Here is a 25,771-nt window from a genome sequence, read left to right on the forward strand (position 1 = left end):
ATCTTACTGGATGATAGGTACATAGATCATGGATGAAATTCTGAAGTATTTATAAAAAAGCATACAATAAAAACTCCATCGCTAAAGACTGAATGGATCGGGATACCAAATGATTCAGAAAGATGGAGTAGATATTGAAATGTTACCGGACGACTGGAGACGAACCGGGCACGTTATTTAGACGTGTGACTTTCCTTTGGAAAGTCTTTTCTTGGGAGGTTTTATGTACTACGGAAATATAAAGAAAAACGATATTGCGAACGGTAAAGGGGTGCGTGTGACACTATTTGTATCGGGATGTACAAATCATTGTAAAAATTGTTTCCAGCCAGAAACATGGAACTTTGATTATGGTAAGCCTTATACAAAGGAAACAGAAGATGAAATTATTGATGCTTTAAAACCAAGCCATATTTCAGGTTTGACATTACTTGGTGGAGAGCCTTTTGAGCCGGAGAATCAAAGAGAATTAGTTAAATTGCTTCGTCGTGTTCGTGAAGAATTACCAGAAAAGAATATTTGGTCTTTTACAGGCTTTGTTTTAGATCAAGACTTGTTGGATGGTGGACGAAAACATTGTGAAGTAACGGATGAAATGTTGTCGTTATTGGATGTTTTAGTGGATGGTCCATTTAAAGAAGAAGAAAAAGATATCACATTGGCATTTCGTGGTTCAAGAAACCAAAGGCTTATTGATATGAAGAAATCTTTGAAAGAACAAGAGGTAATTGAATTGGAAGTTTAATCTTCCAATTTTTTTATCAATTGTTAAGAAAATTTGATATAATGAATCCATGAACTATAGTGTGATTGTTTTAGCTGCTGGAAGAGGCAGTCGAACGAATTTAGATTACAATAAAGTATTTTATACTTTTGAAAATGGACAAACTGTACTGAATAAGAGTCTGTCTGTTTTTTTATCAGATGAAGATTGTAAACAGGTTGTTTTAGTTTGTGCGGATTATGAAAAGGACTATGTTACTGAAAACTATTTATATGATTCTCGAATCCAAGTTGTAACAGGAGGACAAACACGACAAGATAGTGTATACAACGGATTACAAATCGTAGATCAAGATTATGTTATGATTCATGATGGGGCTAGACCTTTTGTTGAAAAAAAGTGGATTTTAGATTTGAAACATTCTTTAGAAACAGAGGATGCCTGTTTATTAATGGTACCTAGTGTGGATACGACAAAGATTGTTGTGGATGGTTATGTAAAGGAATCATTAGAAAGAAAGCTTGTATATCATGCACAGACACCGCAATGTTTTAAAACGGATTTAATTAAGGAGTGTCACCAACTTGCAAGGAATAAACAAGTGCAGGCAACAGACGATGCTCAGCTTGTAGAGTGGTTTTCTAAGGCGAGAGTAAAAGTGGTATTATCAAGTTTCACAAATAAAAAAATAACTTTGCCAGAAGATTTGAAAGGATAGGTATAAAGATGGAATATTCAGCGTTGGTATTTGATGATTGTAAAGAAGTAGAAGATACGTATGACAAATTATTAGAAACAATTGATTTGTTTGCGAATGATGAAAATTGTACGCAAATTGTTGTGAGCTGCAAGAGTGTATGGACATTAAGACTGGCTTCATCTCCTAAAAATAAGGTGATGCTTGTACAAAGACCAGATAAACCGTATGTAGCATTGTTGAATGGCTTAAAGGCTGTTAAACAAGAAAATGTTGTTGTGACTGGTATTTCTACAAAACATACAAAAGAAAACGTAGATATATTATTAGATCATTTATCAAAATATCCGGCTATTAACTTTGATAAAGACTTGCAGGCATTTGATACAAGATTATTGATGTTCTGCCTACAAAAAGCTATTGAATCCAACTTGGCAATTACATCTTATGCCCAAGCTGTTGCGCTTGCGGATACACCACTAGAATCTATTGAATGATACGGCTATTGTCGTATCATTTTTAATAGAATCTTAATAATTTCATATTTTAAAAGGTAGTACAATAGATATATGCATAACTCAAATAATTTATCGAAAAGCTATAAAGAAATAATTAAACAACACGTGTTTACTTTATTTAATGGAATTAATGTTGTTCTAGCTATATTTGTATTCTTTACGGGATCTTATCGTAATATGCTCTTTATGATTACGGTCATTTTAAATATGGCGATTGGATTGTTCCAGGAAATTCGTTCAAAACATATGTTGGATAAGCTTTCTTTATTAAATCAGACAAAGATTCATGTGATTCGAAATAATACTGAACTGGAATTAAGCGTTGAAGAAGTGAAAGTCAACGATATTCTCGTATTATATGCTGGCGATGAAATCAGTTTTGATGGTCATATTATATCTGGAAATATTGAATGCGATGAATCCATGTTGACGGGTGAAAGTGATGCGGTATATAAACAAGAAAATTCTTCACTACTTAGTGGAAGCTTTGTGATTTCAGGAAAATGTTGGATGCACGTAGACAAAGTAGGACAAGATACATATGCGTATTCGATTTTAAAACATGCTAAGCGTTTTAAACGTTATCCGAGTCAGTTACGAGATTCAATTGATTGGATTATAAAATGGTGTACATATATTTTAATTCCATTGGGATGTGTTTTGTTCATTAAGCAGCTTATTAAAACAAATTATACAACCGCAACCTTAAATACAGTGGCTGCCGTTGTAGGCATGATTCCCGAAGGACTTGTCTTTTTAACTAGTGTTGCATTGGCAATCAGTGCTTATAAGCTTGGTAAACAAAAGGTTTTAGTACAGGAACTATATTGTATTGAAACCTTAGCTAGGACAGATACACTATGTTTAGATAAGACTGGTACATTGACGCAAGGAAAACTAAGTGTTTGTCATGTTGAAAAAATTGAAAATGTCGACGGAATTCTAGGCGATATGATGCAGGCTTTACCAGATGACAATGCGACAGCTATAGCGATAAGAAACTATTTTAAGGCAAGAAATTATAAGAAAGTTGTATCCTATTTGCCGTTTTCAAGTCAAAGAAAATATTCGAGCGTGACATTTGAAGATGGAGAATATAAATTAGGAGCGTATTCATATATCGCCAAAGAAATAGATTTGGATGTAGAAAAACATATTGAAGACTATACGTCTCTAGCTATGCGTGTAGTAGTTTTGATGAAAGATAATGCTGTTTTGGCTTATATTTGCCTTCGTGATGAATTAAGGCCAGATGCCAAAGATACTTTAAATTTCTTTAAAAAACAAGGCGTGGATATAAAAATTATTTCAGGAGATGATCCTAGAACAGTGGAAGCTTTAGCTAGAAAAGCAGGCTTTACATCAAAAAGTATTGATATGTCTACTATAAAGGATGTAGAAATGGTTGTAGATTCGTATTCGATTTTTGGACGTGTTACTCCAGAACAAAAAAAGGAACTTGTGTTAGCTTTAAAAAGAAGAAATAAAACTGTCGCAATGACGGGTGATGGTGTAAATGATGTTATGGCATTAAAGGAAGCGGATTGTTCTATTGCGATGGGTTCGGGTTCACAAGCATGTAAAAGTGTGGCGAGCCTAGTTTTATTAGAAAACCAAATGAATACATTACCTGTTATTTTATATCAAGGACGTTGTGTTATTAATAACATTCAAAGAACAGCCTCTTTATTTTTGGTGAAGACAATCTTCTCAATTGGACTTTCTTTATTAACACTTGTATGTTTAAAAAACTATCCGTTTAAACCTATTCAATTGACTTTGATTTCTGCCTTGGCAACTGGAATTCCTAGCTTTATATTAACGCTTGAACCAAACGGAAATATTGTAAAAGGAAATTTCTTAAGAAATGTCATATCTAAAGCATTGCCAGGAGCTATATGTGTAATTTGTAGTGTAATTGGTGTTTCAATCTTAGGCCATTTTGTTTATATTTCACCTAATGAATATTCAACAATGTGTACAATTCTTGCCGGAGTCAATGCACTTATGGTGTTGATACGAGTATGTGTGCCAATGACAATGCTAAGAAAAATATTGGTTACAATCATGTCAGTAATATTTGCCGGTTCAATCATTTTATGTAAGAACTTTTTCTATATTGTTCACTTACAATGGTATGAAATTATCTATGTGATTTTAAATGTATGTCTGATTCCTTTTATACTAACGCTTGTATCAAATTGGGTAAAAATAATTTTAAAAAAAATAAATCACAAAAAGAAAAAGTTTGGAAATTAATCCAAACTTTTTTCTATCCCCATACTTCTTCGGCAATTTCTTTAACCAATTTTACTTTAGCCCACTGTTGCTCTTCAGTTAATTTGTTTCCTATTTCACATGAGGCGAAACCACATTGTGGACTTAGACACAAATTTTCTAAAGGGACATATTGGCTTGCTTCTTTAATACGGGCAATTACTGTTTCTTTGTCTTCTAATTTGGCTAACTTTGTAGTAACTAAACCAAGTACAACTTTTTTATCGGGTGTAACTTCTTTTAATGGCTCAAAACCACCAGAACGAGCATCATCAAATTCTAAGAAATAGGCATGCACATTTTCTTTCGCAAATAATGTTTTTGCGACAGCATCATAAGCACCACTAGATGCATATGTAGAGTGGAAGTTACCACGACATACGTGTGTGTTAATTGTAAGATCTTCAGGTTTTCCTTCAATCGCAAGATTGTTGATACGCAAGAATAATTCTTGAACTTTTAATAAACCTTCTTGATCTGTTTGGAAGAATAATGGCGCTTTTTCATCCACCAACATACCCCATGAACAATCATCGAATTGAATGCATCGACATCCTGCATCATATAATTGTTGAATGACAACCTTATATCCTTTCGCAATGTCTTGAACCAATTCTTCCGTATCTTCATAATATTTTTTAGTGTTTTCTAGTGCAAAAGGAAGAATCATTTGTTCCAAAAATTGTGCTGGAGCAGGAATGGTTTGTTTGGCAATCGTATTTTCGTCTTCGAATTGAGTTAAAAACTTGAAATGCTCTACAAAAGGATGTGTACCACTCACACCAACTTTTCCAGTGATATATGTATCATCAATCATAGCGGCTTCTCCATGGAAGGGAAGGCCTGTTTTCGTTGGTGTATGAGATACGCCATCAAATCCCCACATAAAGTCCAAGTGCCATGTAGCACGTCTGAATTCACCATCTGTGATGACGTGTAGGCCGGCTGCCTTTTCTTTTTGAACTAAATCTGTAATGCACTCATCTTCGATTTGGGTCAATTCTTCTCTTGAAATTTTTTTAGACCCATAATCTTTACGAGCTTGTTTTAGTTTTTCAGGTCTTAAAAAACTTCCAACTACATCATATCTATAAGGTGTTTGAACTGTCATAATAAATTCCTCAACTTTCGTGTGTGTTAAGTCTATCATATTTATAGTATATAGAATAATTGAAATATTCTTTAGTTTGTTATAGTTAAAAACTATAATAAAAGACCAATTTCACTTGGTCTTTTCAATGTATTGAATGAGATGATTTAGATAGTTTTTTGACATGTTGGATAAAACTCCATCACTAATATAGCCTATTTCCATAACTTCATCACTATCAAGTGGAATGGATACAATGTTGTCTCCATTTAAATCCGTGCTTAGAATACCTGAAGAAATCGTATATCCGTTTAGTCCAATCAATAAGTTGAATAATGTGGCGCGATCTGAAACAACAATACTCTTTTTAGATGGCTGAGTACTGTGTAATTCTTCGGAAAAGTAGAAGGAATTATTGATTCCTTGTTCATAAGTTAGACGGGGATAGTTCTCTAAATCTTCCATTTTCACTGTTTTTTTATGGGATAAAGGATTTGTCTTAGAAACAAACACATGGGGGTTGGCTTCAAATAATTTGGTGAATGTAAGATGTTCTTTCTTTAAGATACTTTGAATGACTTCACGATTGAAATGTGAAAGATAAAGAATGCCTAATTGACTTCGATGGTTCTTTACATCTTCGATAATATCGTATGTTCTTTGTTCTCTTAAAGAAAATTCATATTCACTTTGATTGTATTCTTTGACTAAGGCGACAAACGCATTTACCACAAAGGCATAGTGTTGACTTGAAATCGCAAATACAGTTCTTGCAGGGAATGTGTTTTTATATTGTTCTTCAAGTAAGTTAGCTTGTTCTATGACTTGTCTAGCATAGCCTAGAAATTTTTCTCCTTGTTCAGAGAGAAGAATACCTTTATTTGTTCGAACAAATAAGCAGATGGACATTTCTTCTTCTAAATCATGAATGGATTTCGAAAGAGATGGTTGTGAAATAAATAAGGCTTTGGCTGCGGAATTAAAAGATCCAGATTCAACGACCTGGATCACGTAGCGCAATTGTTGCAACGTCATTAGTCAACAATTGTGATTGTATCAATCACTTGAGGATTTCTTGGACGATCATTGAAAGTAGTAGGTGTCTTTGCGATTTTATCTACATTTTCCATACCTTCAATAACTTTACCAAACGCAGCATATTCACCATCTAAATGAGGTGCATCCTGGTGCATAATGAAGAATTGACTTCCTGCACTATTTGGATCCATAGCACGTGCCATAGATAAAACTCCACGAGTGTGTTTTAAATCGTTTTTAAATCCATTTGAAGCAAATTCTCCATGAATTGTATAACCTGGGCCACCAGTTCCGTTTCCAATTGGGCATCCACCTTGAATCATAAATCCTTTAATAACACGGTGGAAAGTTAATCCGTTATAGAATTTTTTTTCGATTAGATTCAAAAAGTTTTCAACCGTTTCTGGAGCAATCTCAGGATATAGTTCAGCTTTGATTTGATCTCCATTTTTCATTGTGATTAAAATATTTTTGGTTTCCATGTTTTTAGTTTTCCTTTCTTATATATTGTAATGCGATACAACCAAGACCAGTATGTACGGCAATTACAGAACTAATATAGTCTATATGAATATTTTGTTCAGGTACACCCTTTTCGATAAAACATTGTTTAAAATGGTTGGCACCCTCTAAAAAATCTGAGTGAATAATATAGATATTTGTATGTTCTATATCAATATCATTCATGACTTTATCAATCGCATAGGCATCGGCTCTTTTTTCTGTGCGAACCTTATTTAATACATCGATTCTGCCTTCTGTACTTTTATTTATATGTAAAACAGGATAGATCTTTAATAAACCCGCAAGTGTAGCAGCCATAGGTGTTAATCTTCCGCCGCGTTTTAAATGTTGAAGATTTTTGACAAGAATCAATGAGTTGGATTCATCGATTGCAGGTCGAATAATCTCTAATATTTCTTCAGATGATTTGTTTGCATCGACTAATTCCTTGATCCAAATCGCAACATGTTTTTCTAATTCACAAGTTGAATACATATCAATTACATGGACATTCATTTCTAATTCTCGTGCAATACTTTGCATGGTTGAAGCGTTTGTGGATAATCCATTTGTCAATGGAATCGCAAATACAGCATCGTATTCTTTTTTTAGTTCTTCAAATAAATCATAGATTTTTTGATAGGTTGCCATGCTTGTTTTTGGCATTTTCCCCTTGGCTAATTCTTTATAAATATCTTGTGTTGAAATTTCTAATGTATCTTGGTATGTTGTTTCGTCAATTGTGATTTGTAAGGGAAGCAGGTAAATACCCAATTCTTTTGCCTGTTCAAAAGATAGATTGGAACCTGTATCCGTTACGACGGCAATTTTTTCCATACTAGAATCCTCGAATAGTTTGAGCGTCGATGTTTGTGATGATTTCAACCGCAAGTTTTACAGCATTATCATAATCTTCTTCAGAACAGATTCCAAAGGAAGCGTGCGCAAAACGAACGGGAATACCAATAATGATGGTTGGAATGTTATAGCGGTGAGTAATTCCTGCATTGGTTCCTCCACCTTTTCTTACACTTTCCTGTACAGGAATATTCTTTTCATGAGCCAAATCAATCGCATAACGCATAAAACGAGGGCTTGTGATATAAGAACGGTCAAACCAACGTAACATTGGACCTTTTTTCAAGGCAGACTGGATCATGTAGTCTTGTTCAAATGTATCATCACTTGGGCATCCTTCAAAACAAATCGCAATGTTAGGATTTAAGTTTTTGATTGCTGTGTCCATGCCTCTTTCGCCGACTTCTTCTTGTGTTGTTAATGTGGCTTCAATGTTGTGACTTACATCTTTTAATTGGTGTAGTACATCCATTACGGCTGCACAGCCTATACGACAATCAAAGGCTTTTCCTAAGAAAATCTTATGTGCTTCATCATATTTACATGTAACGGCAGGACACATGAAGTTACCTACAGATATATGAAATTCTTCTTTTACTTCTTGAGCACTTGTTGCGCCTACATCGATTACTAAATCATCAAAATCTACTTTTCCATTACGCTTTTCTTCAGATAAGAAATGAACTGGTTGACTTGCGACAATACCCGAAATCTTTTCACCTTTATCATTAAGAATCCAGACTTCTCCAGATACAATGTTTTTTGGATCCCATCCACCTAATGGTAAAAAGCGAATTGTACCATTTGGCTTGATGGCTTGTACAATAAAACCAACTTCATCGGCATGTGCATCCAAAAGAATCGTTGTTTCATGTTCTTTGTCTTGTTTAAAGTGCATATACGTATTACGCATTGTATCATCATGAACTTCACAAATATCCTTGACATCTTCCATGGCCAATTTAGATACTTCATCTTCCATGCCACTTGGTCCAAAGGCAGTTGAGAAGTCAATAATTCGTTTAATTTTTGAATTCATATACATTTCCTCCATAAATTTGTTAATATTATAGCACAGATACATATTTGTGGATGTGTTTCTGGTCATTTGAATGAATTTGTATTTGGACAAAGGACTAGAATAATTGTATCTTACCAAAAAAGGAGATTTTTGCATGAAAAAAATAATGTCAAAACTACATTTCAGAAGTATATATAAAACAATCGTATTAACTTTGATCTTATGCTTTGTCTATAACATTGCCTATTTAATGATGAGTGCCTCAGGTATGAATGTATATCTTAGACAAAGTCTAGAAGTCGTATTAAGTTTATTGTCGAGTTTAGGTTTCTATTTTATTTGCACAAAGATATGGAAGAAACAAAATTTTTGCGCATCTGCAATTTTGAAAGTGTTAGTGCTACAAGGTATTTATATTTTAATTGTGAGTGGAATTCTTACAAATCTAGTGAATGTTTGCGCAAATAATACAAGCTTAATGTTAGTGTTACAACTTATTAGTGCATTCTGCTTAGTTATGATGGTGCCATTCCAGTTGATTTTCTATTATGGATTGATTCACGATAAAAACTTAAAGGAATTTATTCCTTTTGCACTAAAAAAACACCAGAAATCCATGTTGAACTGGTATTGTACATTACTAATCTGTATTGTTGTGTTTGATACAATGTCTGGAGGTTTATTTAGTGCAGCACAAGGCTTTAATGCCCAAAGTATTTTAGTTGGATCTATGTATATGGGTAATCCTATGATGTCTTGGATGATGTATTTATTCTTGGGAGTTAGCTTTAAGTCGAGTCTTGCAGCTATGTTTACTTATTTGTTTGTGAATTTTTTAATGGGCTTTTTCTATTGCATTCTTGAATTGAATTATGTTTCTTATGTAGGAAGTCTTTTAGATGCAGATTAATGAATTGAAAATTACCGGTCGAAGACTTGGTCTTTTAGTAAAGATGAATATCTTAACGGTTGAGGATCTATTGAAGTATTATCCTTTGCGTTATGATACGGTTCAAACATTGCCCTATTCACAATGGAATGAAAAGGAAAATGTTGTATTCCAAGGCTTGATTTGTTCAACCGCAAGAGTGATTCGTTTATCTAAGAATCGTTCGATGACTAAGTTTAAAGTCATGTCATGGAATGAAGAATTAAACATTACTTTATTCAATCGTCCATGGCCATCTCAATTTGGTTTTGGCAAGACGATTACAATTTATGGACAATATCAAGGGAATAATAATGTGGTAGCTTCTACTTATAATTTTAAACCTTTAGATCAACAATTAGGCTTACATCCAGTATATCCATTGATTGAAGGCTTGAAGCAATCGGATATACAGGCCATTATGAAAGAGGCCCTTAAACATGTGGATGTTTTGCCTCAAAGAGTACCACAAAGGTATATTGAAAAGTATAAGTTGTTAGATATATCTACGGCTTATAAATGGATTCATTTTCCAGAGAATGAAAAGCAGCTGCATGCCGCAATTCGTACATTGAAGTATGAAGAGTTTCTATGTTTTCAATGCGTAATGCAGTCGATGCACGAAAAGAAGGAAATTAAAAAAGCTAAGAAATTTTCTATGGCAACAGTAAAGAAATGGATTTCAGATCTTCCTTTTGAGTTAACGAAGGATCAGCTTTCAAGTATTGACGATATTCTATATGATTTAAAGAGCACAAATGTCATGTTTCGCCTTGTTCAAGGAGACGTTGGATGTGGAAAAACAATTGTTGCTCAAATTAGCATGTATGCCAATCAGCTAGCTGGGTATCAATCGGCTTTGTTGGCACCAACCGAAATCTTAGCCCGCCAACATGTAGATAATATGCATAAATTAGGTTTAGATGCGACTTTATATGTTTCGAGTTTACCGGCTAAGGAAAAGAAAGAAGTTTTAACGAAACTTGAGAATGGAGAAATATTAAATGTGGTAGGGACACATGCTTTATTTCAAGAAAATGTTATTTTTAATAAATTAGGACTTGTGATTGCGGATGAGCAACAGCGTTTTGGTGTGAAACAAAGAAGGTCTTTATTAGAAAAAGGCAAGTGTGTTGATTTTCTAATGATGTCAGCTACACCGATTCCTAGAACGTATGCGCATTTCTTATATGGTGATATGGATATTAGTTCAATTCATACAATGCCTAAAGGAAGAAAGAGTGTTGTCACAAAGTATTTTAAAACTTCAAGTATGTCGCCAGTTTTAAAAGATGTATTGAAATATATTCAAGAAGGAAGACAATGTTATGTCGTGTGTCCTGCCATTGAAGAGAATGATGAATTTAAAATGCGTAATGTATTTGAAATTTATGAAGGCATGACAAAGACATTAAAAGATATACGTATTGGCTTGCTTCATGGAAAAATGACAAGTCAGGAAAAGGAAGAAACGATGGAGAAGTTTTCTAAACATGAATTGGATATCCTTGTTTCTACAACGGTTATTGAAGTTGGAATTGATGTGGCCAATGCGAGTGTGATGGTCATTTATGATGCGCATCGTTTTGGCTTAAGTACTTTGCATCAGCTTAGAGGACGTGTGGCACGTGATAAAAAACAGGGGTATTGCTTCTTGTTGTCGGCATCGAGTGATCCTCAGGCTATTGAACGCTTAAAAAAGATGGAAGAATTAAAGGATGGCTTTGAAGTATCCAATTATGATTTGCATATGCGCGGTCCAGGTGATATTTTAGGGATAAGACAAAGTGGTATGCCTTGTCTTGTGTTTGGTGATTTTGAAAAAGACCAGGCCATGATGGAAACGTGTATTCATGATGCGAAAGAAATCATACAAGATCAAGTGGATGTGGATTTGTTGTTGTATATTTCAAGGGCTATTGAAAGTGCACAGTATTTTGATTAGGAGTTTTACAATGGATAAACAGAAGATAGAGAATAAAGCTATATATTTTATGTGCTTATTGAGTATGATATGCATTCTTGTTTTGATTGCTTACTTCTTCTTTTTGCGTAATGTTGAAATTGATATTATGGCAAATGCGCAATATACGTATGTTGGAGAAAATGGAAATGCGAGTGTGACAGTAAGTGCTAAACAGGGAGATCTAAATCAAAGAACACAGGATTTTTTGAACTCTGTTCAATATGAAGTCAGTCCGAATACAGATTTATCAAATGGAGATACAATTCATGTAACGGCAACGTATGATGAGGCTTTAGCCAATCAATATCATTATCAGCCAAAAAGTGTTGAAACCGATGTGGTGGTTAAGGGACTTGCCAATCGTTATAGTGCATTAGAGGATATTCCAAAAGCATTGATTCAGGATGGGAAAGATGCAGCTATAGATTATGTAAAAGATAATCAAGAATCTATATATACTATAGATGGTAAAGAAGATAAGGCGCCTGGACTTGATAAAATGAAGATTGTCTATTCGGCTTATTTAAAATCAAATCAAAAAAATAATAGTGATCGATTTGTATATATTGTACAAATGAATTATGCGTCTGAAATCTTATATTACATGGTATGTATTCCAAATATTAATGATTCAGATTCGATAGATACGCATAATATCTATGGAGAAAAGGCGTATTTAACGCAAGATGAATTGGATGGAAAAGATTTTAGTGGATATGTGAATCGTATATATTCATTAAAATATCAAATTGAACAAATAAATAAAGAAGTCAAATCAAATTGACTTCTTTATTTTAGTTTATTCATTAATTCTTCAAAATCTGGTTTTTCAATTTCATGAAATTCAATGGTAACACTATCGTTATCTTTATAACGTGGAATCAAATGAACATGGAAATGGTTAACACTTTGTCCTGCAGCTTCATGTACATTACTTAAAATGTTGATGCCATCACAATGTAGAGTTTGTTCCAATTTGTTGGCAAGCTTACTAGCAACTTCAAATACATGGTTGCGTGTTTCATCTGGACAATCTAAAAAAGAATCACAGTGTTCTTTTGGGACAACAAGCGTATGTCCATAAGAAGTAGGGTTGATGTCTAGAAAAGCGATAACACTTTCGTCTTCATAGATTTTATTGCTTGGAATTTCACCATTAGCGATCATACAAAAAATACACATAAGTATACGTCCTCCTTATTAAAAATAATACATCGTTTTAGATAAAATGAAAAGCCAGACTAAGGGGGTGTCTGGCTTTTCAATAAGGGGATAGAAAATAGTATGAATACCATTTACTGATTTCATACCGGCAAGGTCTTCAAACTCCTTGCTTGTATAGAAGTATACCATAAGTTGTGTCAAACAAAATGTGAAAAGTGTGGGAAAATATGTGATTTAACACAAAATTAGTATTTTCACCCCACTTTTTTGTTTTTTTTGACTCATTTTACATAATTGATAGTGCTTGCGAGTGTCAAAAATGGGAAAATTTGGATTTTTCATGAATTATAAATATTGAGAACTAGTTTTATGCTATAATGTAAACTAAGCGGAGGTTTTGAGATGATTGTAAAAACCATTCAGGAAATAACAAATATGATGCATGCAACTGTGCATGGTGATATTGATGATACAAGAAAAATACATGGTGTTGTGATTGATTCACGACAGGTGACAAAAGATGTTTTATATGTACCAATTATTGGTCAAAGGGTAGATGGACATGTATTTGCCAAACAAACAATTGAAGATGGTGCTTTGATTAGTTTGTGGCAAAAGGATCATCTTCCATATCCGGATTTTCCAGTTATTTTAGTTGATGACACGCTTAAAGCTATGCAAGATCTTGCAAAAGCGTATTTAGATGAGTTACGTCCATTAGTAATTGGTGTAACGGGTTCTAACGGAAAAACGAGTTGTAAAGATATGTTATATAGTATTTTCTCACAAGAGAAAAAAACACAAAAAACACAGGGAAATCGTAATAGTGAAATTGGTCTTCCATTAACTATTTTTGACTTTGATGAAGATATTGAAGTTGCGATTTTAGAAATGGGTATGGAAAACAAAGGCGAAATTACGCAGTTGACTTCAATTGCACAGCCAGATATTTCTGTGATTACTTCTGTAGGTTCAGCTCACATGGAAAATTTGGGCGGTAGACTTCAGATTGCGCAGGCAAAATGTGAAATTTTAGAGGGATTAAAAGAAAATGGCTTATTCCTTTATAATCATGAAAGTGAAGAAATAAAGCAGGTTCTTCCTACTTTGAATACAGAAAATAAGAAAATCGTATCTTTTGGTCAAGGTGGAGATGTTTCTATCACAAGTGATATTAAATATGATAAAGAAGGAATTGTTTTTAACTGCAATATTCTAGATGCACCTGTTCATTTACGTGCATTTGGTGATTTTCAGGCCATGAACGCATTGCCGTGTATTTTTATCGCAAAGGCTTGTCAATTAAAAGAGGAATCTATTTTAAAAGGATTGGCTGATTTAGAAATGACAAAGATGCGTACACAGCTAATTCCAGTTTCAAATGCGTATATTTTAGATGATACGTATAAATCAAATCCAGAAAGTGCAAAGGCAGCTATCGATACATTGATGGAATTGCCTGCGCAAAAACATATCGCCATTTTATCGGATATGTTAGATCTTGGAAGTGAAGAAAAACAATTGCACTTTGATGTGGGCGAATACGCTAAACAAAAAGGTGTAGACGAACTATATTGTACGGGACCTCTTTCTAGAGAAACAAGTGATGGTTTTAATGGAAAGTGGTATGAAACAAAAGATGAGATATATGAAGCTGTTAAACCTTTGTTAGATCAAGATTGTATTGTTTTGATCAAGGGTTCAAGAGCTATGAAAATGGATACGTTAGTAGATGCATTTAGGGGGAAAAAACAATGAGTAAATTACGTTTAGGTGTCATATTTGGAGGACAAAGTAGTGAATATTCTGTTTCATTGCATTCTGTCGCTTCTTTTTTACGTCAGATTCATGCTGATAACTATGATATGACTTTAATTGGAATTAATAAAAATGGACATTTCTATTTATATAATGGAGATGTGGATTCGATTGAACATGATACATGGCAAAGTGAAGAAACTTGTGTATCTTGTGCATGGGTAAATGGTGGAATCATGCCTTTGGATGGTTCAAACAAAGTGATTGAATTGGATTGTGTGTTCCCAGTACTACATGGAAAAAATGGAGAAGATGGATTGATTCAAGGATTGCTTGAACTGATGAATATTCATTATGTAGGCTGTGATGTAATGTCAAGTGCTATGTCAATGGACAAAGAAATCATGCATATTCTTTGTAAGGAAGCAAATATTCCGTGTGCAGATTATATTTGTTTATACGCAAATCGAGAAAATCCTACATTTGAACAGATTCAAGAAGAGATTCCATTACCATGGATTGTTAAGCCATGCAATGCAGGAAGTAGCTATGGGGTTCATTTTGTGAATGATAAAGAAGAATTTGAAAGTGCATGTAAAGATGCTTTCTTCTATGATGGTCGCGGTAAGATCTTAGTTGAAAAAGTAATTAAGGGCTTTGAGATTGGTTGTGCTGTTATGGGAAATGAAGAAATCTTTACAGGATCAGTGGATGAAATTGAAATTAATGGTGGATTCTTTGATTTTGAAGGTAAGTATGAAATGAAGGGAGCAGCTATTTATTGTCCGGCTCGTATTGATGAAAAAACATTTAAAGAAGCACAAGAATTAGCTCGTAGAACCTATATTGCGATGAACTGCTGTGGTATGGCACGAGTAGATATGTTTGTGACAGAAGATAAAGAAGTGATTTTAAATGAATTGAATACAATTCCAGGATTAACGGCTACTTCTCGTTATCCTTCTATGATGAAAGAAGCTGGAATTGAATTTGCGGATTTAATTGATAAGCTAATTGAATTAGCTATGCAAAGGACTATTGGAGCATGTTAGAAGCTTATAGTCGGGCTTGGACAGAAATCGACTATGATGCGATTGCGCATAATGTAGAAGAAGTCAGAAAGCTCGTAAAGAAAACAAAAATTATGGGTATCGTCAAAGCCAATGCGTATGGTTTGGGTGATGTCGCATGTGCTAAGGCTTTACAAAAATGTGGAGTGGATTATTTTGGCGTTTCGAGTGTGGATGAGGCTTTGAACTTAAGAAATGCAGGAATTCAAGATAATATCCTAATTTTAGGATATACACCTAGTATGCATTTTCACTATCTTCATGAACAAAATATTGTTCAATCTTTGATTTCTATTGAGTATGCAAGAGAATTAAATGCGTATGCCAAGGAAAATAATGTAAAGATTCGTTGTCATTGTAAAGTAGATACAGGTATGTGCAGAACGGGAATTGTTTATCAAGAACAAGATAAACATATAGAAGATATTTATGAAGAGTATCGTATGGAAAATCTATGCGTAGAAGGCATCTTCTCGCATTTTCCTGTGAGTGATTGTTTGGATGAGAATTGTAGATCATTTACGACCAAACAAATTCAATTATTTGATGAAGTTATTGATTTATTGAAATCTCAAGGTATTGATCCAGGTATTCGTCATCTTCAAAATAGTTATGGAATTTTAAACTATCCAGAGCTGGAATATGAATATTGTAGACCGGGTCTACTTTATATGGGTGTGACGAGTGATGATCAAATTCCAATCCAAACAAATCCAGACTTTATTCCAATTATGTCTATGTATGCCAATGTTAGTTTGGTGAAATGGATATATCCTGGACAAAGTGTAAGTTATGGTCGTCATTTTGTGGCTGAAAAACCAACAAAAGTTGCGACAATGAGTATTGGATATGCGGATGGTTTACCACGTCTTTTATCGAATCAGGGATTTGAAGTGTTAGTACATGGCCAAAGATGTAAATTGATTGGAAACTTATGTATGGATCAATGTATGATTGATGTTACAGAAGTAGATGATGTAAAAGAGGGCGATGTAGTGTGTATCGTAGGTCATCAAGGAAATGAAGTCGTTACTGTTGATCAAATTAGTCGTACGGCTAAGACTATCAACAATGAGACACTAACTTCGATTTCTTCGCGTGTACCTAGATTAAAGGTGCGCTCATGAAAAGACAGTATGCATCGATAGATATTGCGCGTTATGTTTCGGCTTTATTAGTTGTATGTATTCATACATTTCCATTTTTAGAGATTTCTGAAACATTTAATACGTACTTTATTCATACTGTATGTCGTTTGGCGGTTCCATTCTTTTTTACGACAAGTGGATTCTTCTTTTTTAGAAACTATGATTCAGAAAATGAAGATTTAAATGAGACTCGTTTAAAGAAGGCATTGATTCGTTTATTTCGAATTTATTTGATTTGGACAATTATTTATTTGCCATATACGATTTTTGATTATACGCACACCGGGTTCCAAATTAAGTATTTATTTACATATGTGAGAGATTTTTTCTTGAATGGAAGTTATTATCATTTGTGGTTTTTACCAGCCTTAATGTTAGCGGACGTAATTGTGTATTGCTTGTATAAGAAAAAAGGCTTGAATTTCACATTGTTGATAACGCTTATATTATATTTTGTAGGTTACTTGATTAATGTATATACACCAATTTGGGAAAGTATTCCAGGTGTATCCTTCTTCTTTGGTTTCTTTACAAAAACATTGTCAACCGCAAGAAATGGAATTTTCTTTGGTCCTATGTTCATTGCGATTGGGTTATTACTTTCAAGAACGCGTCGCTTGCCTAAAAAGGTTAGCTTGATTGGTTTCTTGATAAGTTTTGTATTATTCTTTGCGGAAGTATCTTTATATCGTCATTTCGGTATTTTAAGAGATTTAACAAGTATGTATATTTGTTTGATTCCCTCTATTTATTTCTTAGTGAATTATTTATTAAAAATCAATATTCCATACCGTAAAATGTTTACGATTTTACGTCATGATTCATTGATGATTTATACTTCACATATTTTGTTTGCCAAAATCTTTTTGGCATTGATGCCACATGCACATTTAGTTGTTTATTTCTTAACTTTGGCATGTGCACAATGTTTGGCAGGTTTTGTGACGCGTTATCAGGATCAATATCCGATCTTAAAAAAATTACTGTAAGCTTATGATTCGATTATTTCAGGTGAAATGTGCCAATGAAAATGAAATTGAGGCACAAATCTTAAAAAAACTGCGAATCCGTAAAGAAGACCTTTTGCAGTGGCACGTACATAGAAAAAGTGTGGACGCACGTCACCAGAAGGTCTTATTTTCGTATGTCGTAGATTGTAAAGTTAAAAATGAAAAGAAGCTTTTAAAGCTAAAAGACGTTTCTCTAACACCCGATGAAACGTATCATCCAGTAATGAGTGGAAAACATGCATTATTGGCTAGACCCGTTGTCGTTGGGTTTGGTCCTGCAGGTATGTTTGCAGCTCTGATTCTTGCACAATCTGGCTATAAACCGATTGTTTTAGAAAGAGGATCAAAAGTAGATGTTCGTAAACAAAAAGTAGAAACTTTTTGGGAAAATGGACAATTGGATGAAGAATGCAATGTTCAATTTGGCGAAGGTGGCGCGGGTGCCTTTAGTGATGGAAAGTTAACGACAAGATCGAAAGATTCATTATGTCGTAAAGTTTTAGAGGAACTTGTTTCTTTTGGGGCAAAGCCGGATATTTTAATTGATCAGCATCCTCATATTGGTACAGATGCCTTCTTGTCGATTATTCGAAATTGTCGTGAAGAAATTGAACGTTTGGGAGGAACCTTCTATTTTGATACAAAGTTAGAAGATATTAAAGTGGAAAATGGTACTTTGAAACAAATCTATTTCAATCAACAATGGGTAGATTGTAATGCTTTAATTCTTGCGACTGGACATAGTGCAAGTGATACCATTTTAATGCTTCATCAACATGGTATTCATGTCGAAAATAAACCGTTTGCGGTTGGCGTTCGTATTGAACATAAACAAAAATATATCAATGAGGCTATGCTTCATGAATATAGTCAAGATGAAAGATTGATTCCAGCCCGTTATCAATTGACGTATACGGCATCCAATTCAAAAGGTGTATATACATTCTGTATGTGTCCAGGTGGCTACGTTATTCCTAGTTCTTGCCAAAAAGATCAATTGGTTGTGAACGGAATGTCTTATGCGAGTCGTAGTGGAGAAAATGCCAATAGTGCATTGCTTGTGCAAATTAATGATTCGGATTATGGTAATGAATTGTTTGCCGGGTTAAAATATCAGGAAGATTTGGAAAAGAAAGCTTTTGAAATGGGACACGATTATAAGGCATGCGTACAACTTGCGAAGGATTATTTAGAAAATATAATATCAAATCAATTTGAATCGGTATTACCAACCTATTCGATTGGTACAACGTTTTGTGATTTGAACGATTTATTCTCTAAAGAAGTCAACCTAGCCTTGCATGAGGCGTTAGAGCATTTTGAAAAGAAAGTGCCTGGCTTTGTTTCTAGTGGAGCCATATTAAGTGCTGTAGAATCAAGAAGCAGTAGCAGCGTGCGTTTAGTTCGTGATAAAGAATCTTATGTTTCGAATATTCAAGGTATCTATCCAAGCGGTGAAGGTAGTGGTTATGCAGGTGGCATTATGACAAGTGCTATTGATGGTATTCGTAGTGCCGAGCATTTGATTGAATACTTTGCCAAAGGGGAGTTTTAAATGAATATATTTGCTCCGAATTATTATGTTCAAAGTTTTAAAACTTTGAACATTCAAAAACTTCATGAAATGGGAATTCAATTACTTCTTTGTGATATTGACAATACGCTTGTGGCGTATGATGAAGAATGTCCGAATCAGGATGTGATTGATTTTATAAATAAATTAAAAATGAATGGAATTGAGGTTGCACTATGTTCAAATTCACCAAGTTCTAGAGGTAAGAATTTTGGTAAGCATCTTCCAGTTTCAAATACATATCCATTTTCGTGTAAACCATTTCCGTTTTGTTTTAAAAAGGCAATGAGAGACCATGGCCTAAAGGCAAATCAGATTGCGATATTAGGTGATCAAATGTATACGGATATATTGGGTGGAAATATTTGGGGGCTTTATACAATTTTAACGGCTCCTATTGCGATAAAGGATCGAAATATCACAAAAGTATTTCGTTTCTTTGAAGAATTAATATATGGTTATTTAGAAAAGAAAAAATTATTGAAGCGAGGTGACTTTGATGACTAAATATTGTAAGGGTTGTGGTGTTTTACTACAAAACGAAGATGAAAATGCATTAGGCTATGTTCCTACTTTAGATGCTTCTTATTGTCAAAGATGTTATCGCATTCGTCATTATGGCGATGTGACAATCAATATGCAGCAGGGAATTGAATCCAACGCAACATTAGAAAAAATCAATAAGATTGATGGTGTGGTTTTCTGGGTTGTGGATTTATTTGCGTTTGAGGCTAACTTAATTTCGCGTTTGAATCAAAAACTTCCAGGTAAAGATATTGTGATGGTATTAACGAAGCGCGATGTCTTGCCTACAACTTTAACAGATGAAAAAATCATTAACTTTGTAAAGCATCGTCTTCACGAAGAAAATATTGTTGTGAAAGATATTGTGATTTGTGGCTATCTATTAAAGGAAAATGATAAATCTAGAGAATACTCATCACGTATTGTGAATGCAATTTTGAAATATCGTAAGAATCGAAATGTGATTTTTATGGGTGTTGCCAATGCAGGAAAATCCACTGTATTGAATCATTTATTGGCATCGAAAGATTTAACGACTTCTCAAAATCCTGGAACTACATTAGATTTAGTTCCAATTCCTTTTGAGGATTATACAATTTATGATACGCCCGGTATTGAGAATACGCATTCTTTATTAACGCATTTACAGCCTAAAGATTTAAAGACGGTCATTCCAACAAAACCAATTCGACCATTTGTTTCGCAAATTTTTGAGGATCAGTCCTTTGCGGCGGCAGGACTTGCTAGACTTGATGTGGTAGTGAGTGGTAAGGCAACAGTAGTTGGATATTTCTCTCGTTCTTTATCGATTCATAGGGGAAAATTAAGTAATGCGGATGCGTTGTGGCAAAAACATTTAAATGGTATGTTAGTGCCATGTGTAGATACATCCTTATTAACGATGCATACGTTCCATGCACCTAAGCTTGAGGGAGAAAAGATGGATGTTTGTATTCATGGTATTGGATGGTTCTGTATTAGTGGACAAGTAAAAGATGTATATGTAAAAGTACATAAAGGTATTCAGGTAACGTTTAGAAAGGCGATGATTTAATGTTAACGAGTCAAAATAAAAAATATTTAAGAAAATTAGGAATGGAGTATAGATCGTTATTCCAAATAGGAAAAGATGGTTTAAGTGATAATTTAATGGATACTTTATCCGATTCATTGGAGGCACATGAATTAGTAAAATGTAATTTATTAAAGACATGTCCAGTCGATGTGCGTGAGGCAGCTATTGAGTGTGCAAGTGCAACAGGTAGTGAAGTGGTTCATATTGTAGGACATACTTTCTTGTTGTATAGAAGAAGTAAAGAAAATAAATTGGGGCTTAAAAAATGAGAATTGCCATTGTAGGAGGTTCTTTTGATCCTATACATGATGGGCATATTCAAATGGCCAATCAGTCTTTGCAGGGATTAGGTGTAGATGAAGTATGGTTTATGCCAACGTCTAGTACGCCTTTAAAAGATCATGATCTGACATTGGATCAAGAGCGTTTAGCTATGATTGATTTGGTGGTTAAGAAAAACCAAAAATTTAAAGTTTGTACACTTGAACTTGAAAGAGCAGGTAAAAGTTACACGTATGATACGCTAAAGAAATTGATTGAAACATATCCGGAACATGAATTTTATTGGATCATAGGAAATGATCAATTGATGCAGTTTGACAAGTGGCACAATCCGAATGAACTTGTGAAGATGGCTCATTTTGTATGTTTTGATAGGGATGGAAAGCTTTCTGATTCAAAGTATGATATTGCGTGTATGACAATGCCGGCGGTTCCTGTTTCTAGTTCAGAGATTCGAATGGGAAATAAGTTGAATTATTTGCCTGAAGAAGTGTTGCGTTATATCTATCGAAATCGATTGTATGTGAAGAATTTTGTGGCTTCTAGATTGACAGAAAAAAGATATAAGCATTCATTATCGGTTGCCAAACTTTGTGAAGAGTTTGCGTTGAACAATGGATATGATATGCATATTGCGTATTATATTGGTTTGTTTCATGATATAGCTAAATATATGCCAAAGGATGAAATGTTAAAATGGATGCAGAGTGTGTGTCCTGAAAACATGGAATATCCTGTAGCTGTATGGCATGGTTTTGTCGGAGCTGCTGTCACGAAAGATATCTTTTTAATTGATAATCCAATTATCTATAATGCGATTTATCATCATGTATTAGGAACGAGTCAAGATCCATATGCGATGATGGTATTTTGTGCAGATAAATTAGATCCATTGCGTGGATATGATTCTACTAAATTGATTGAGGTTTGTAACAAAGATATTAAAGAAGGATTTGATTTGGTGGTTCAACAAAATCGTGAGTATTTAAAGAGAGGATAAACATGGAAATTTTAGATATTGTAGTTCATGCGATCTGTGAAAAGAAAGCACAAGATGTACGTGTATATGATGTAACGAGTTTGACTCCATTTATGGATTCAATGATTGTTTGTTCAACTACAAATATTCGTCAGAATAATGCGATTGCACAAAACATTAAGGATCGTTTAAGAGAAGCTGGATATATGGGGGATATGCATATTGAGGGTGACTCTGGTTCAAAATGGCTTTTAATTGATTTAAAAGATGTTGTAGTCCATTTATTTGTGAATGAAGAAAGGCAGGTTTATAATCTGGATCGTTTATATTCGGATGTTCCAGTAAAAACGTATGATTTATAATACATTGGCACATTATTATGATGCTTTAGTAAAAGATGAAGAGGCATCTAGAGAATGGGTATCTTGGATTGAGAGTGAACTTGCACCTTGTGATTGTTTAGAACTTGCGTGTGGTAGTGGTGAGATCACTGAGATGCTCGCAAAAAAAGGCTATACGATGACAGCACTTGATTTGAGTGAAGAAATGGTGAAGCAGGCTAAGAGTAAAAACTTAGAGGGTTCCATTCAATTCTTATGTCAAGATATGCGTAATTTAAGTAATTTAGGATCTTATTCTGGTATTTTCTGTTTGTGTGATAGTTTTAACTATATTTTAGAGAAAGAAGAAATTGATGCGTTCTTTCATGAAGTCAGTCAACATTTAAAACCAAATGGACTTTTCTTCTTCGATACACATTCGTTAGATCGTTTAGATGAATTTGATTCGGAATATAATGAGACAGGTGCTTTTGAAGATGGTTGTCAATATCAATGGTCAATTATGGCAGAAGATGATTATGTATATCAGGATTTTGCGTTTTATATGAAAGACAAAGTGGTTCAGGAGCATCATATTCAAAGAGTATATGATCCAACATGGTTGAATGATACTTTGTCGAAATATTTTGATGTTTTAAAAGTCACAACGGATTTTGATATTGAGGGGATTGCGCCTGGTGAAAAGTATTTTTATGTATGTAGAAAGAAGGTACAAGAATGATTGGTATTGTAGCGGCAATGGATGCTGAGATTCATGAATTTGAAAAGCGTATGGACTTAGTAGATCATACGAAGACAATTGCGGGATGCACATTAACATATGGAAAATGGCAAGGCAAAGATGTAGTCTTATGTAAGAGCGGTGTAGGTAAGGCATATGCGGCTATGTCTTGTACAATTTTGTGTATGCAAGGAAATATCGACAGCATTATTAATGTGGGTACAGCTGGTGGATTAACGCAGGATGAGCAAGTGTTGGATATTGTGATTAGTGATAAGGTTGTACAAGCCGATTATGATACAAGTCCATTAGATGGTCCTTCTGGTGTTGGATTGGTGTATAATAGTCATGAAAAATTGAGCCAAAGTTGTATTGAAGCGGCAAAGGCTATGCAGATTCGCTATCATGTAGGTACAATTGCTTCTCAAGACTTATTTATGTCTAGAGATGAGGATTTTGAAAAATTAATGAATAATTTCCCAGACTCAATTTGTTCAGAAATGGAGGCAGGAGCGATTGGTGCTGTTGCCACACAATTTAATATTCCATTTGTGATTGTGCGCTCACTAAGTGATGTTGTGCATCATAATGAAAATCCAATGGAATTTTCAACCTATGTTTCTAAAGCAAGTGCACAATCGGCTAAATTGATTGAAAACTGGTTGATGCGTATATAGTAAAAAGGAGGGGTAAGAATGGGACTAAAGCATAAGCGTAAAAGACAGCATGGAACAACAACGACAATGGCATTGGTCATCATTCTTGTTCTTGTATTACTTTTGATTTGGTCTGAGTTTATTAGTGGACCGAATCGTGTTAAGGAACAGATTTATGCGCAAAGAATTGAAAAAATAATTAAACAAAATAAGAATATCCAAGGCTTGAGTGAGCATGTCTTTGATTACATAACATATCAGGGATATGATGATACAACTTTGTATTGGTACAATGCGAAGTCTGAATTGATTACTTCAAGAGATATTGAAACTTTGAATTATAAAAAGGCAAAACGCATTGCGAAAAAGAACTATAACATCAAGTGTGATTCGATTGCACTTGGATATGGCTACAACAATCCGGTATATGAGATTCGCGGATCGAATAAATTGATTTTATTGGATTATGATAGTTTTGAACGTGTTTATGAAAGGAAGATACGATAATGGCTGATTTTGATTTTAATGCACCTTATGTAGATCGTAGAACTTGGATCATTGATCATCTACAAGATTTGGTTTTAGAACCTAAAGAAATATTGGTCGTATTGTTGATTGATTTTTTCAACCAGCAGCATATTTCAATTGATCATGAATTGATTAGTGAAAAATTAAAAATCAGTGTGGATGAAGTGGAAGATATTTTTACGGAATTATCGGATAAAGGCTATTTGACTTTAGACTATGCGAATGGATCTTTGATTTTTAATATTGAAGGTATCTTTGAACTTTCTAAAGCCAGTGATACTTCCATTGATCGTTCTTTATTAGAGCAGTTTGAAATGGAGTTTGCACGTCCGCTATCTTCAACGGAAATGCAAAGAATTATTGATATGGCCAGTATGTATGATGAGCGTCGTGTGATTTGTGCATTAAATGAAGCTGTATGTAATGAAGTTTGCGATTTAAATTATATTGAAAGAATTCTTCAGAATTGGCAACAAAAAGGTTTGTCAACAGAAGATTTAGAGAATGGTAAGCGATGAATGCGAATGAAATTTTGGATGAAATGGAGAAGATTTTTCCGGATGCCAAGTGCGAATTGTATCATGAATCCCCATTTCAATTGATTGTTGCGGTCGTATTAAGTGCACAGACAACGGATGCGATGGTCAACAAGGTAACGCCAGCATTATTCAAGGCATATCCTACGGCAGAAACGATGGCAAAGGCTACAGTTTCTGAATTAGAGCCATACATTAAAAGAATTGGTTTGTATCGGAATAAGGCTCGCTCCATTTCAAATCTAAGTAAAGATTTAGTTGAAAGATATCATGGCCAAGTACCTTACACATATAAGGATTTAATGTCTTTAGCAGGTGTTGGAAGAAAGACAGCGAATGTCGTTCGTAGCGTAGCTTTTGATATTCCTAGCTTTGCGGTAGATACCCATGTCAATCGTGTCAGTAAGCGTTTAGGTTTAGCTAAATATAATGATTCGGTTGAAAAGGTTGAGGAAAAATTAAAGCGAAAGATCGATCGTTCAAGATGGAATCAAGGTCATCATGACTTTATATTTTTTGGGCGTTATCTTTGTCATTCAAGAAATCCAGAATGTGAAAGATGTCCTTTTAAAAGCTTTTGTAAGAAAGATAAATATGAGAAATAATAGCACTACAATTGTAGTGTTTTTCTGTATAAAGGAGAATGGAATATGATTATAAATACCGAAATCGTGGATGCTTATTTAAATGGGGAGCTAACTATATAAAATTCAAGTATTATTTATGAAAAAGTTTGAAAATATAAAATAACTAGATTTTTAGTTAGTTTTAAATTGATCTTTGA

At 34.2% G+C, this 25,771-nt stretch carries 28 protein-coding genes; 22 read left to right on the plus strand and 6 right to left on the minus strand.

Annotated features, from left to right (window positions below):
* Positions 1–223: 223 nt before the first annotated feature.
* The 4 genes from nrdG to NE544_RS08275 all read left to right on the plus strand — a co-directional run bounded on the left by nrdG (position 224) and on the right by NE544_RS08275 (position 4,198).
* Positions 224–745, plus strand: coding sequence for an anaerobic ribonucleoside-triphosphate reductase activating protein (gene nrdG, locus NE544_RS08260; RefSeq protein ID WP_117571095.1), 522 nt, complete (start codon positions 224–226; stop codon positions 743–745).
* 49 nt (positions 746–794) lie between these two features.
* Entirely contained in the window at positions 795–1,442 is a 648-nt protein-coding gene (gene ispD, locus NE544_RS08265; protein WP_117571096.1) for a 2-C-methyl-D-erythritol 4-phosphate cytidylyltransferase, read from the plus strand.
* An 8-nt stretch (positions 1,443–1,450) separates the two neighbouring features.
* Positions 1,451–1,918: a hypothetical protein gene (locus tag NE544_RS08270; protein ID WP_256268998.1), complete on the plus strand. Its 468-nt coding sequence runs from the start codon at positions 1,451–1,453 to the stop codon at positions 1,916–1,918.
* Between the two features lie 72 nt (positions 1,919–1,990).
* A complete protein-coding gene (locus NE544_RS08275) occupies positions 1,991–4,198 on the plus strand; it encodes an HAD-IC family P-type ATPase (protein WP_256268999.1) in 2,208 nt (735 codons plus the stop codon).
* A gap of 13 nt (positions 4,199–4,211) precedes the next feature.
* Here NE544_RS08275 and NE544_RS08280 read toward each other — a convergent pair whose 3' ends face one another.
* From NE544_RS08280 to NE544_RS08300, 5 genes are all read right to left on the minus strand, one after another.
* Complete coding sequence (locus NE544_RS08280; protein ID WP_256269000.1) at positions 4,212–5,327, minus strand: 5-methyltetrahydropteroyltriglutamate--homocysteine S-methyltransferase; 1,116 nt, start codon at positions 5,325–5,327, stop codon at positions 4,212–4,214.
* Between the two features lie 111 nt (positions 5,328–5,438).
* The gene (locus NE544_RS08285; protein ID WP_256269001.1) at positions 5,439–6,341 is read right to left on the minus strand and encodes a LysR family transcriptional regulator; all 903 of its coding nucleotides are present in this window, start codon (positions 6,339–6,341) and stop codon (positions 5,439–5,441) included.
* Positions 6,341–6,826 (minus strand): peptidylprolyl isomerase, encoded by a 486-nt coding sequence (locus NE544_RS08290; RefSeq protein ID WP_117571101.1) that lies wholly within the window; start codon positions 6,824–6,826, stop codon positions 6,341–6,343. The genes NE544_RS08285 and NE544_RS08290 overlap by 1 nt, the downstream gene beginning before the upstream one ends.
* 4 nt (positions 6,827–6,830) lie before the next feature.
* A complete protein-coding gene (locus NE544_RS08295) occupies positions 6,831–7,685 on the minus strand; it encodes a DegV family protein (protein ID WP_256269002.1) in 855 nt (284 codons plus the stop codon).
* 1 nt (position 7,686) lies between these two features.
* On the minus strand, positions 7,687–8,745 hold the full coding sequence (locus NE544_RS08300; protein WP_256269003.1) for a M42 family metallopeptidase: 1,059 nt from the start codon (positions 8,743–8,745) through the stop codon (positions 7,687–7,689).
* 136 nt (positions 8,746–8,881) lie between these two features.
* Here NE544_RS08300 and NE544_RS08305 point away from each other — a divergent pair, with 136 nt between their 5' ends.
* Genes NE544_RS08305 through NE544_RS08315 form a run of 3 tightly spaced genes read left to right on the plus strand, consistent with a single transcriptional unit; the run spans position 8,882 to position 12,405 of the window.
* Complete coding sequence (locus NE544_RS08305) at positions 8,882–9,637, plus strand: hypothetical protein (protein ID WP_256269004.1); 756 nt, start codon at positions 8,882–8,884, stop codon at positions 9,635–9,637.
* Positions 9,627–11,600, plus strand: coding sequence for an ATP-dependent DNA helicase RecG (gene recG / locus NE544_RS08310; protein ID WP_256269005.1), 1,974 nt, complete (start codon positions 9,627–9,629; stop codon positions 11,598–11,600). Before NE544_RS08305 ends, recG begins: the two co-directional genes overlap by 11 nt.
* Before the next feature lie 10 nt (positions 11,601–11,610).
* Entirely contained in the window at positions 11,611–12,405 is a 795-nt protein-coding gene (locus NE544_RS08315; protein ID WP_256269006.1) for a hypothetical protein, read from the plus strand.
* A 5-nt stretch (positions 12,406–12,410) separates the two neighbouring features.
* Here NE544_RS08315 and NE544_RS08320 read toward each other — a convergent pair whose 3' ends face one another.
* Complete coding sequence (locus NE544_RS08320; RefSeq protein ID WP_117571107.1) at positions 12,411–12,803, minus strand: HIT family protein; 393 nt, start codon at positions 12,801–12,803, stop codon at positions 12,411–12,413.
* Between the two features lie 384 nt (positions 12,804–13,187).
* Here NE544_RS08320 and murF point away from each other — a divergent pair, with 384 nt between their 5' ends.
* Genes murF through nth form a run of 15 tightly spaced genes read left to right on the plus strand, consistent with a single transcriptional unit; the run spans position 13,188 to position 25,592 of the window.
* Positions 13,188–14,543 (plus strand): UDP-N-acetylmuramoyl-tripeptide--D-alanyl-D-alanine ligase, encoded by a 1,356-nt coding sequence (gene murF, locus NE544_RS08325; protein WP_117571108.1) that lies wholly within the window; start codon positions 13,188–13,190, stop codon positions 14,541–14,543.
* On the plus strand, positions 14,540–15,595 hold the full coding sequence (locus NE544_RS08330) for a D-alanine--D-alanine ligase family protein (protein WP_117571109.1): 1,056 nt from the start codon (positions 14,540–14,542) through the stop codon (positions 15,593–15,595). The genes murF and NE544_RS08330 overlap by 4 nt, the downstream gene beginning before the upstream one ends.
* Positions 15,589–16,740, plus strand: a complete 1,152-nt coding sequence (gene alr, locus NE544_RS08335) for an alanine racemase (protein ID WP_256269007.1) — start codon at positions 15,589–15,591, stop codon at positions 16,738–16,740. The genes NE544_RS08330 and alr overlap by 7 nt, the downstream gene beginning before the upstream one ends.
* Positions 16,737–17,750: an acyltransferase gene (locus tag NE544_RS08340; protein ID WP_256269008.1), complete on the plus strand. Its 1,014-nt coding sequence runs from the start codon at positions 16,737–16,739 to the stop codon at positions 17,748–17,750. The genes alr and NE544_RS08340 overlap by 4 nt, the downstream gene beginning before the upstream one ends.
* Before the next feature lie 4 nt (positions 17,751–17,754).
* Positions 17,755–19,326, plus strand: a complete 1,572-nt coding sequence (locus tag NE544_RS08345) for an NAD(P)/FAD-dependent oxidoreductase (RefSeq protein ID WP_256269009.1) — start codon at positions 17,755–17,757, stop codon at positions 19,324–19,326.
* Complete coding sequence (locus tag NE544_RS08350) at positions 19,327–19,851, plus strand: YqeG family HAD IIIA-type phosphatase (RefSeq protein WP_154556081.1); 525 nt, start codon at positions 19,327–19,329, stop codon at positions 19,849–19,851.
* The gene (locus tag NE544_RS08355) at positions 19,844–20,923 is read left to right on the plus strand and encodes a GTPase (protein ID WP_117924333.1); all 1,080 of its coding nucleotides are present in this window, start codon (positions 19,844–19,846) and stop codon (positions 20,921–20,923) included. The genes NE544_RS08350 and NE544_RS08355 overlap by 8 nt, the downstream gene beginning before the upstream one ends.
* Complete coding sequence (locus NE544_RS08360) at positions 20,923–21,213, plus strand: YhbY family RNA-binding protein (RefSeq protein WP_117571115.1); 291 nt, start codon at positions 20,923–20,925, stop codon at positions 21,211–21,213. The genes NE544_RS08355 and NE544_RS08360 overlap by 1 nt, the downstream gene beginning before the upstream one ends.
* Positions 21,210–22,226 (plus strand): nicotinate-nucleotide adenylyltransferase, encoded by a 1,017-nt coding sequence (locus tag NE544_RS08365; protein ID WP_256269010.1) that lies wholly within the window; start codon positions 21,210–21,212, stop codon positions 22,224–22,226. Before NE544_RS08360 ends, NE544_RS08365 begins: the two co-directional genes overlap by 4 nt.
* 2 nt (positions 22,227–22,228) lie before the next feature.
* On the plus strand, positions 22,229–22,567 hold the full coding sequence (rsfS, locus tag NE544_RS08370; protein WP_256269011.1) for a ribosome silencing factor: 339 nt from the start codon (positions 22,229–22,231) through the stop codon (positions 22,565–22,567).
* Positions 22,557–23,267: a class I SAM-dependent methyltransferase gene (locus NE544_RS08375; protein WP_256269012.1), complete on the plus strand. Its 711-nt coding sequence runs from the start codon at positions 22,557–22,559 to the stop codon at positions 23,265–23,267. The genes rsfS and NE544_RS08375 overlap by 11 nt, the downstream gene beginning before the upstream one ends.
* On the plus strand, positions 23,264–23,944 hold the full coding sequence (locus NE544_RS08380) for a 5'-methylthioadenosine/adenosylhomocysteine nucleosidase (protein ID WP_117571118.1): 681 nt from the start codon (positions 23,264–23,266) through the stop codon (positions 23,942–23,944). The genes NE544_RS08375 and NE544_RS08380 overlap by 4 nt, the downstream gene beginning before the upstream one ends.
* A gap of 18 nt (positions 23,945–23,962) precedes the next feature.
* Positions 23,963–24,430, plus strand: a complete 468-nt coding sequence (locus NE544_RS08385; protein WP_118115259.1) for a hypothetical protein — start codon at positions 23,963–23,965, stop codon at positions 24,428–24,430.
* Positions 24,430–24,969, plus strand: a complete 540-nt coding sequence (locus NE544_RS08390) for a DnaD domain-containing protein (protein ID WP_256269013.1) — start codon at positions 24,430–24,432, stop codon at positions 24,967–24,969. Before NE544_RS08385 ends, NE544_RS08390 begins: the two co-directional genes overlap by 1 nt.
* Positions 24,966–25,592: an endonuclease III gene (nth, locus tag NE544_RS08395; RefSeq protein WP_256269014.1), complete on the plus strand. Its 627-nt coding sequence runs from the start codon at positions 24,966–24,968 to the stop codon at positions 25,590–25,592. The genes NE544_RS08390 and nth overlap by 4 nt, the downstream gene beginning before the upstream one ends.
* Positions 25,593–25,771 lie beyond the last annotated feature (179 nt).

Source organism: Holdemanella sp. MSK.7.32 (assembly GCF_024460475.1).
Classification (GTDB): Bacteria; Bacillota_I; Bacilli_A; order Erysipelotrichales; family Erysipelotrichaceae; genus Holdemanella.

Bases quoted from the DNA above. Each gene is read 5' to 3' on its own strand.
- nrdG (WP_117571095.1), top strand. From the start codon at position 224: ATGTACTACGGAAATATAAAGAAAAACGATATTGCGAACGGTAAAGGG.
- ispD (WP_117571096.1), top strand. From the start codon at position 795: ATGAACTATAGTGTGATTGTTTTAGCTGCTGGAAGAGGCAGTCGAACG.
- NE544_RS08270 (WP_256268998.1), top strand. From the start codon at position 1,451: ATGGAATATTCAGCGTTGGTATTTGATGATTGTAAAGAAGTAGAAGAT.
- NE544_RS08275 (WP_256268999.1), top strand. From the start codon at position 1,991: ATGCATAACTCAAATAATTTATCGAAAAGCTATAAAGAAATAATTAAA.
- NE544_RS08280 (WP_256269000.1), bottom strand. From the start codon at position 5,327: ATGACAGTTCAAACACCTTATAGATATGATGTAGTTGGAAGTTTTTTA.
- NE544_RS08285 (WP_256269001.1), bottom strand. From the start codon at position 6,341: ATGACGTTGCAACAATTGCGCTACGTGATCCAGGTCGTTGAATCTGGA.
- NE544_RS08290 (WP_117571101.1), bottom strand. From the start codon at position 6,826: ATGGAAACCAAAAATATTTTAATCACAATGAAAAATGGAGATCAAATC.
- NE544_RS08295 (WP_256269002.1), bottom strand. From the start codon at position 7,685: ATGGAAAAAATTGCCGTCGTAACGGATACAGGTTCCAATCTATCTTTT.
- NE544_RS08300 (WP_256269003.1), bottom strand. From the start codon at position 8,745: ATGAATTCAAAAATTAAACGAATTATTGACTTCTCAACTGCCTTTGGA.
- NE544_RS08305 (WP_256269004.1), top strand. From the start codon at position 8,882: ATGAAAAAAATAATGTCAAAACTACATTTCAGAAGTATATATAAAACA.
- recG (WP_256269005.1), top strand. From the start codon at position 9,627: ATGCAGATTAATGAATTGAAAATTACCGGTCGAAGACTTGGTCTTTTA.
- NE544_RS08315 (WP_256269006.1), top strand. From the start codon at position 11,611: ATGGATAAACAGAAGATAGAGAATAAAGCTATATATTTTATGTGCTTA.
- NE544_RS08320 (WP_117571107.1), bottom strand. From the start codon at position 12,803: ATGTGTATTTTTTGTATGATCGCTAATGGTGAAATTCCAAGCAATAAA.
- murF (WP_117571108.1), top strand. From the start codon at position 13,188: ATGATTGTAAAAACCATTCAGGAAATAACAAATATGATGCATGCAACT.
- NE544_RS08330 (WP_117571109.1), top strand. From the start codon at position 14,540: ATGAGTAAATTACGTTTAGGTGTCATATTTGGAGGACAAAGTAGTGAA.
- alr (WP_256269007.1), top strand. From the start codon at position 15,589: ATGTTAGAAGCTTATAGTCGGGCTTGGACAGAAATCGACTATGATGCG.
- NE544_RS08340 (WP_256269008.1), top strand. From the start codon at position 16,737: ATGAAAAGACAGTATGCATCGATAGATATTGCGCGTTATGTTTCGGCT.
- NE544_RS08345 (WP_256269009.1), top strand. From the start codon at position 17,755: ATGATTCGATTATTTCAGGTGAAATGTGCCAATGAAAATGAAATTGAG.
- NE544_RS08350 (WP_154556081.1), top strand. From the start codon at position 19,327: ATGAATATATTTGCTCCGAATTATTATGTTCAAAGTTTTAAAACTTTG.
- NE544_RS08355 (WP_117924333.1), top strand. From the start codon at position 19,844: ATGACTAAATATTGTAAGGGTTGTGGTGTTTTACTACAAAACGAAGAT.
- NE544_RS08360 (WP_117571115.1), top strand. From the start codon at position 20,923: ATGTTAACGAGTCAAAATAAAAAATATTTAAGAAAATTAGGAATGGAG.
- NE544_RS08365 (WP_256269010.1), top strand. From the start codon at position 21,210: ATGAGAATTGCCATTGTAGGAGGTTCTTTTGATCCTATACATGATGGG.
- rsfS (WP_256269011.1), top strand. From the start codon at position 22,229: ATGGAAATTTTAGATATTGTAGTTCATGCGATCTGTGAAAAGAAAGCA.
- NE544_RS08375 (WP_256269012.1), top strand. From the start codon at position 22,557: ATGATTTATAATACATTGGCACATTATTATGATGCTTTAGTAAAAGAT.
- NE544_RS08380 (WP_117571118.1), top strand. From the start codon at position 23,264: ATGATTGGTATTGTAGCGGCAATGGATGCTGAGATTCATGAATTTGAA.
- NE544_RS08385 (WP_118115259.1), top strand. From the start codon at position 23,963: ATGGGACTAAAGCATAAGCGTAAAAGACAGCATGGAACAACAACGACA.
- NE544_RS08390 (WP_256269013.1), top strand. From the start codon at position 24,430: ATGGCTGATTTTGATTTTAATGCACCTTATGTAGATCGTAGAACTTGG.
- nth (WP_256269014.1), top strand. From the start codon at position 24,966: ATGAATGCGAATGAAATTTTGGATGAAATGGAGAAGATTTTTCCGGAT.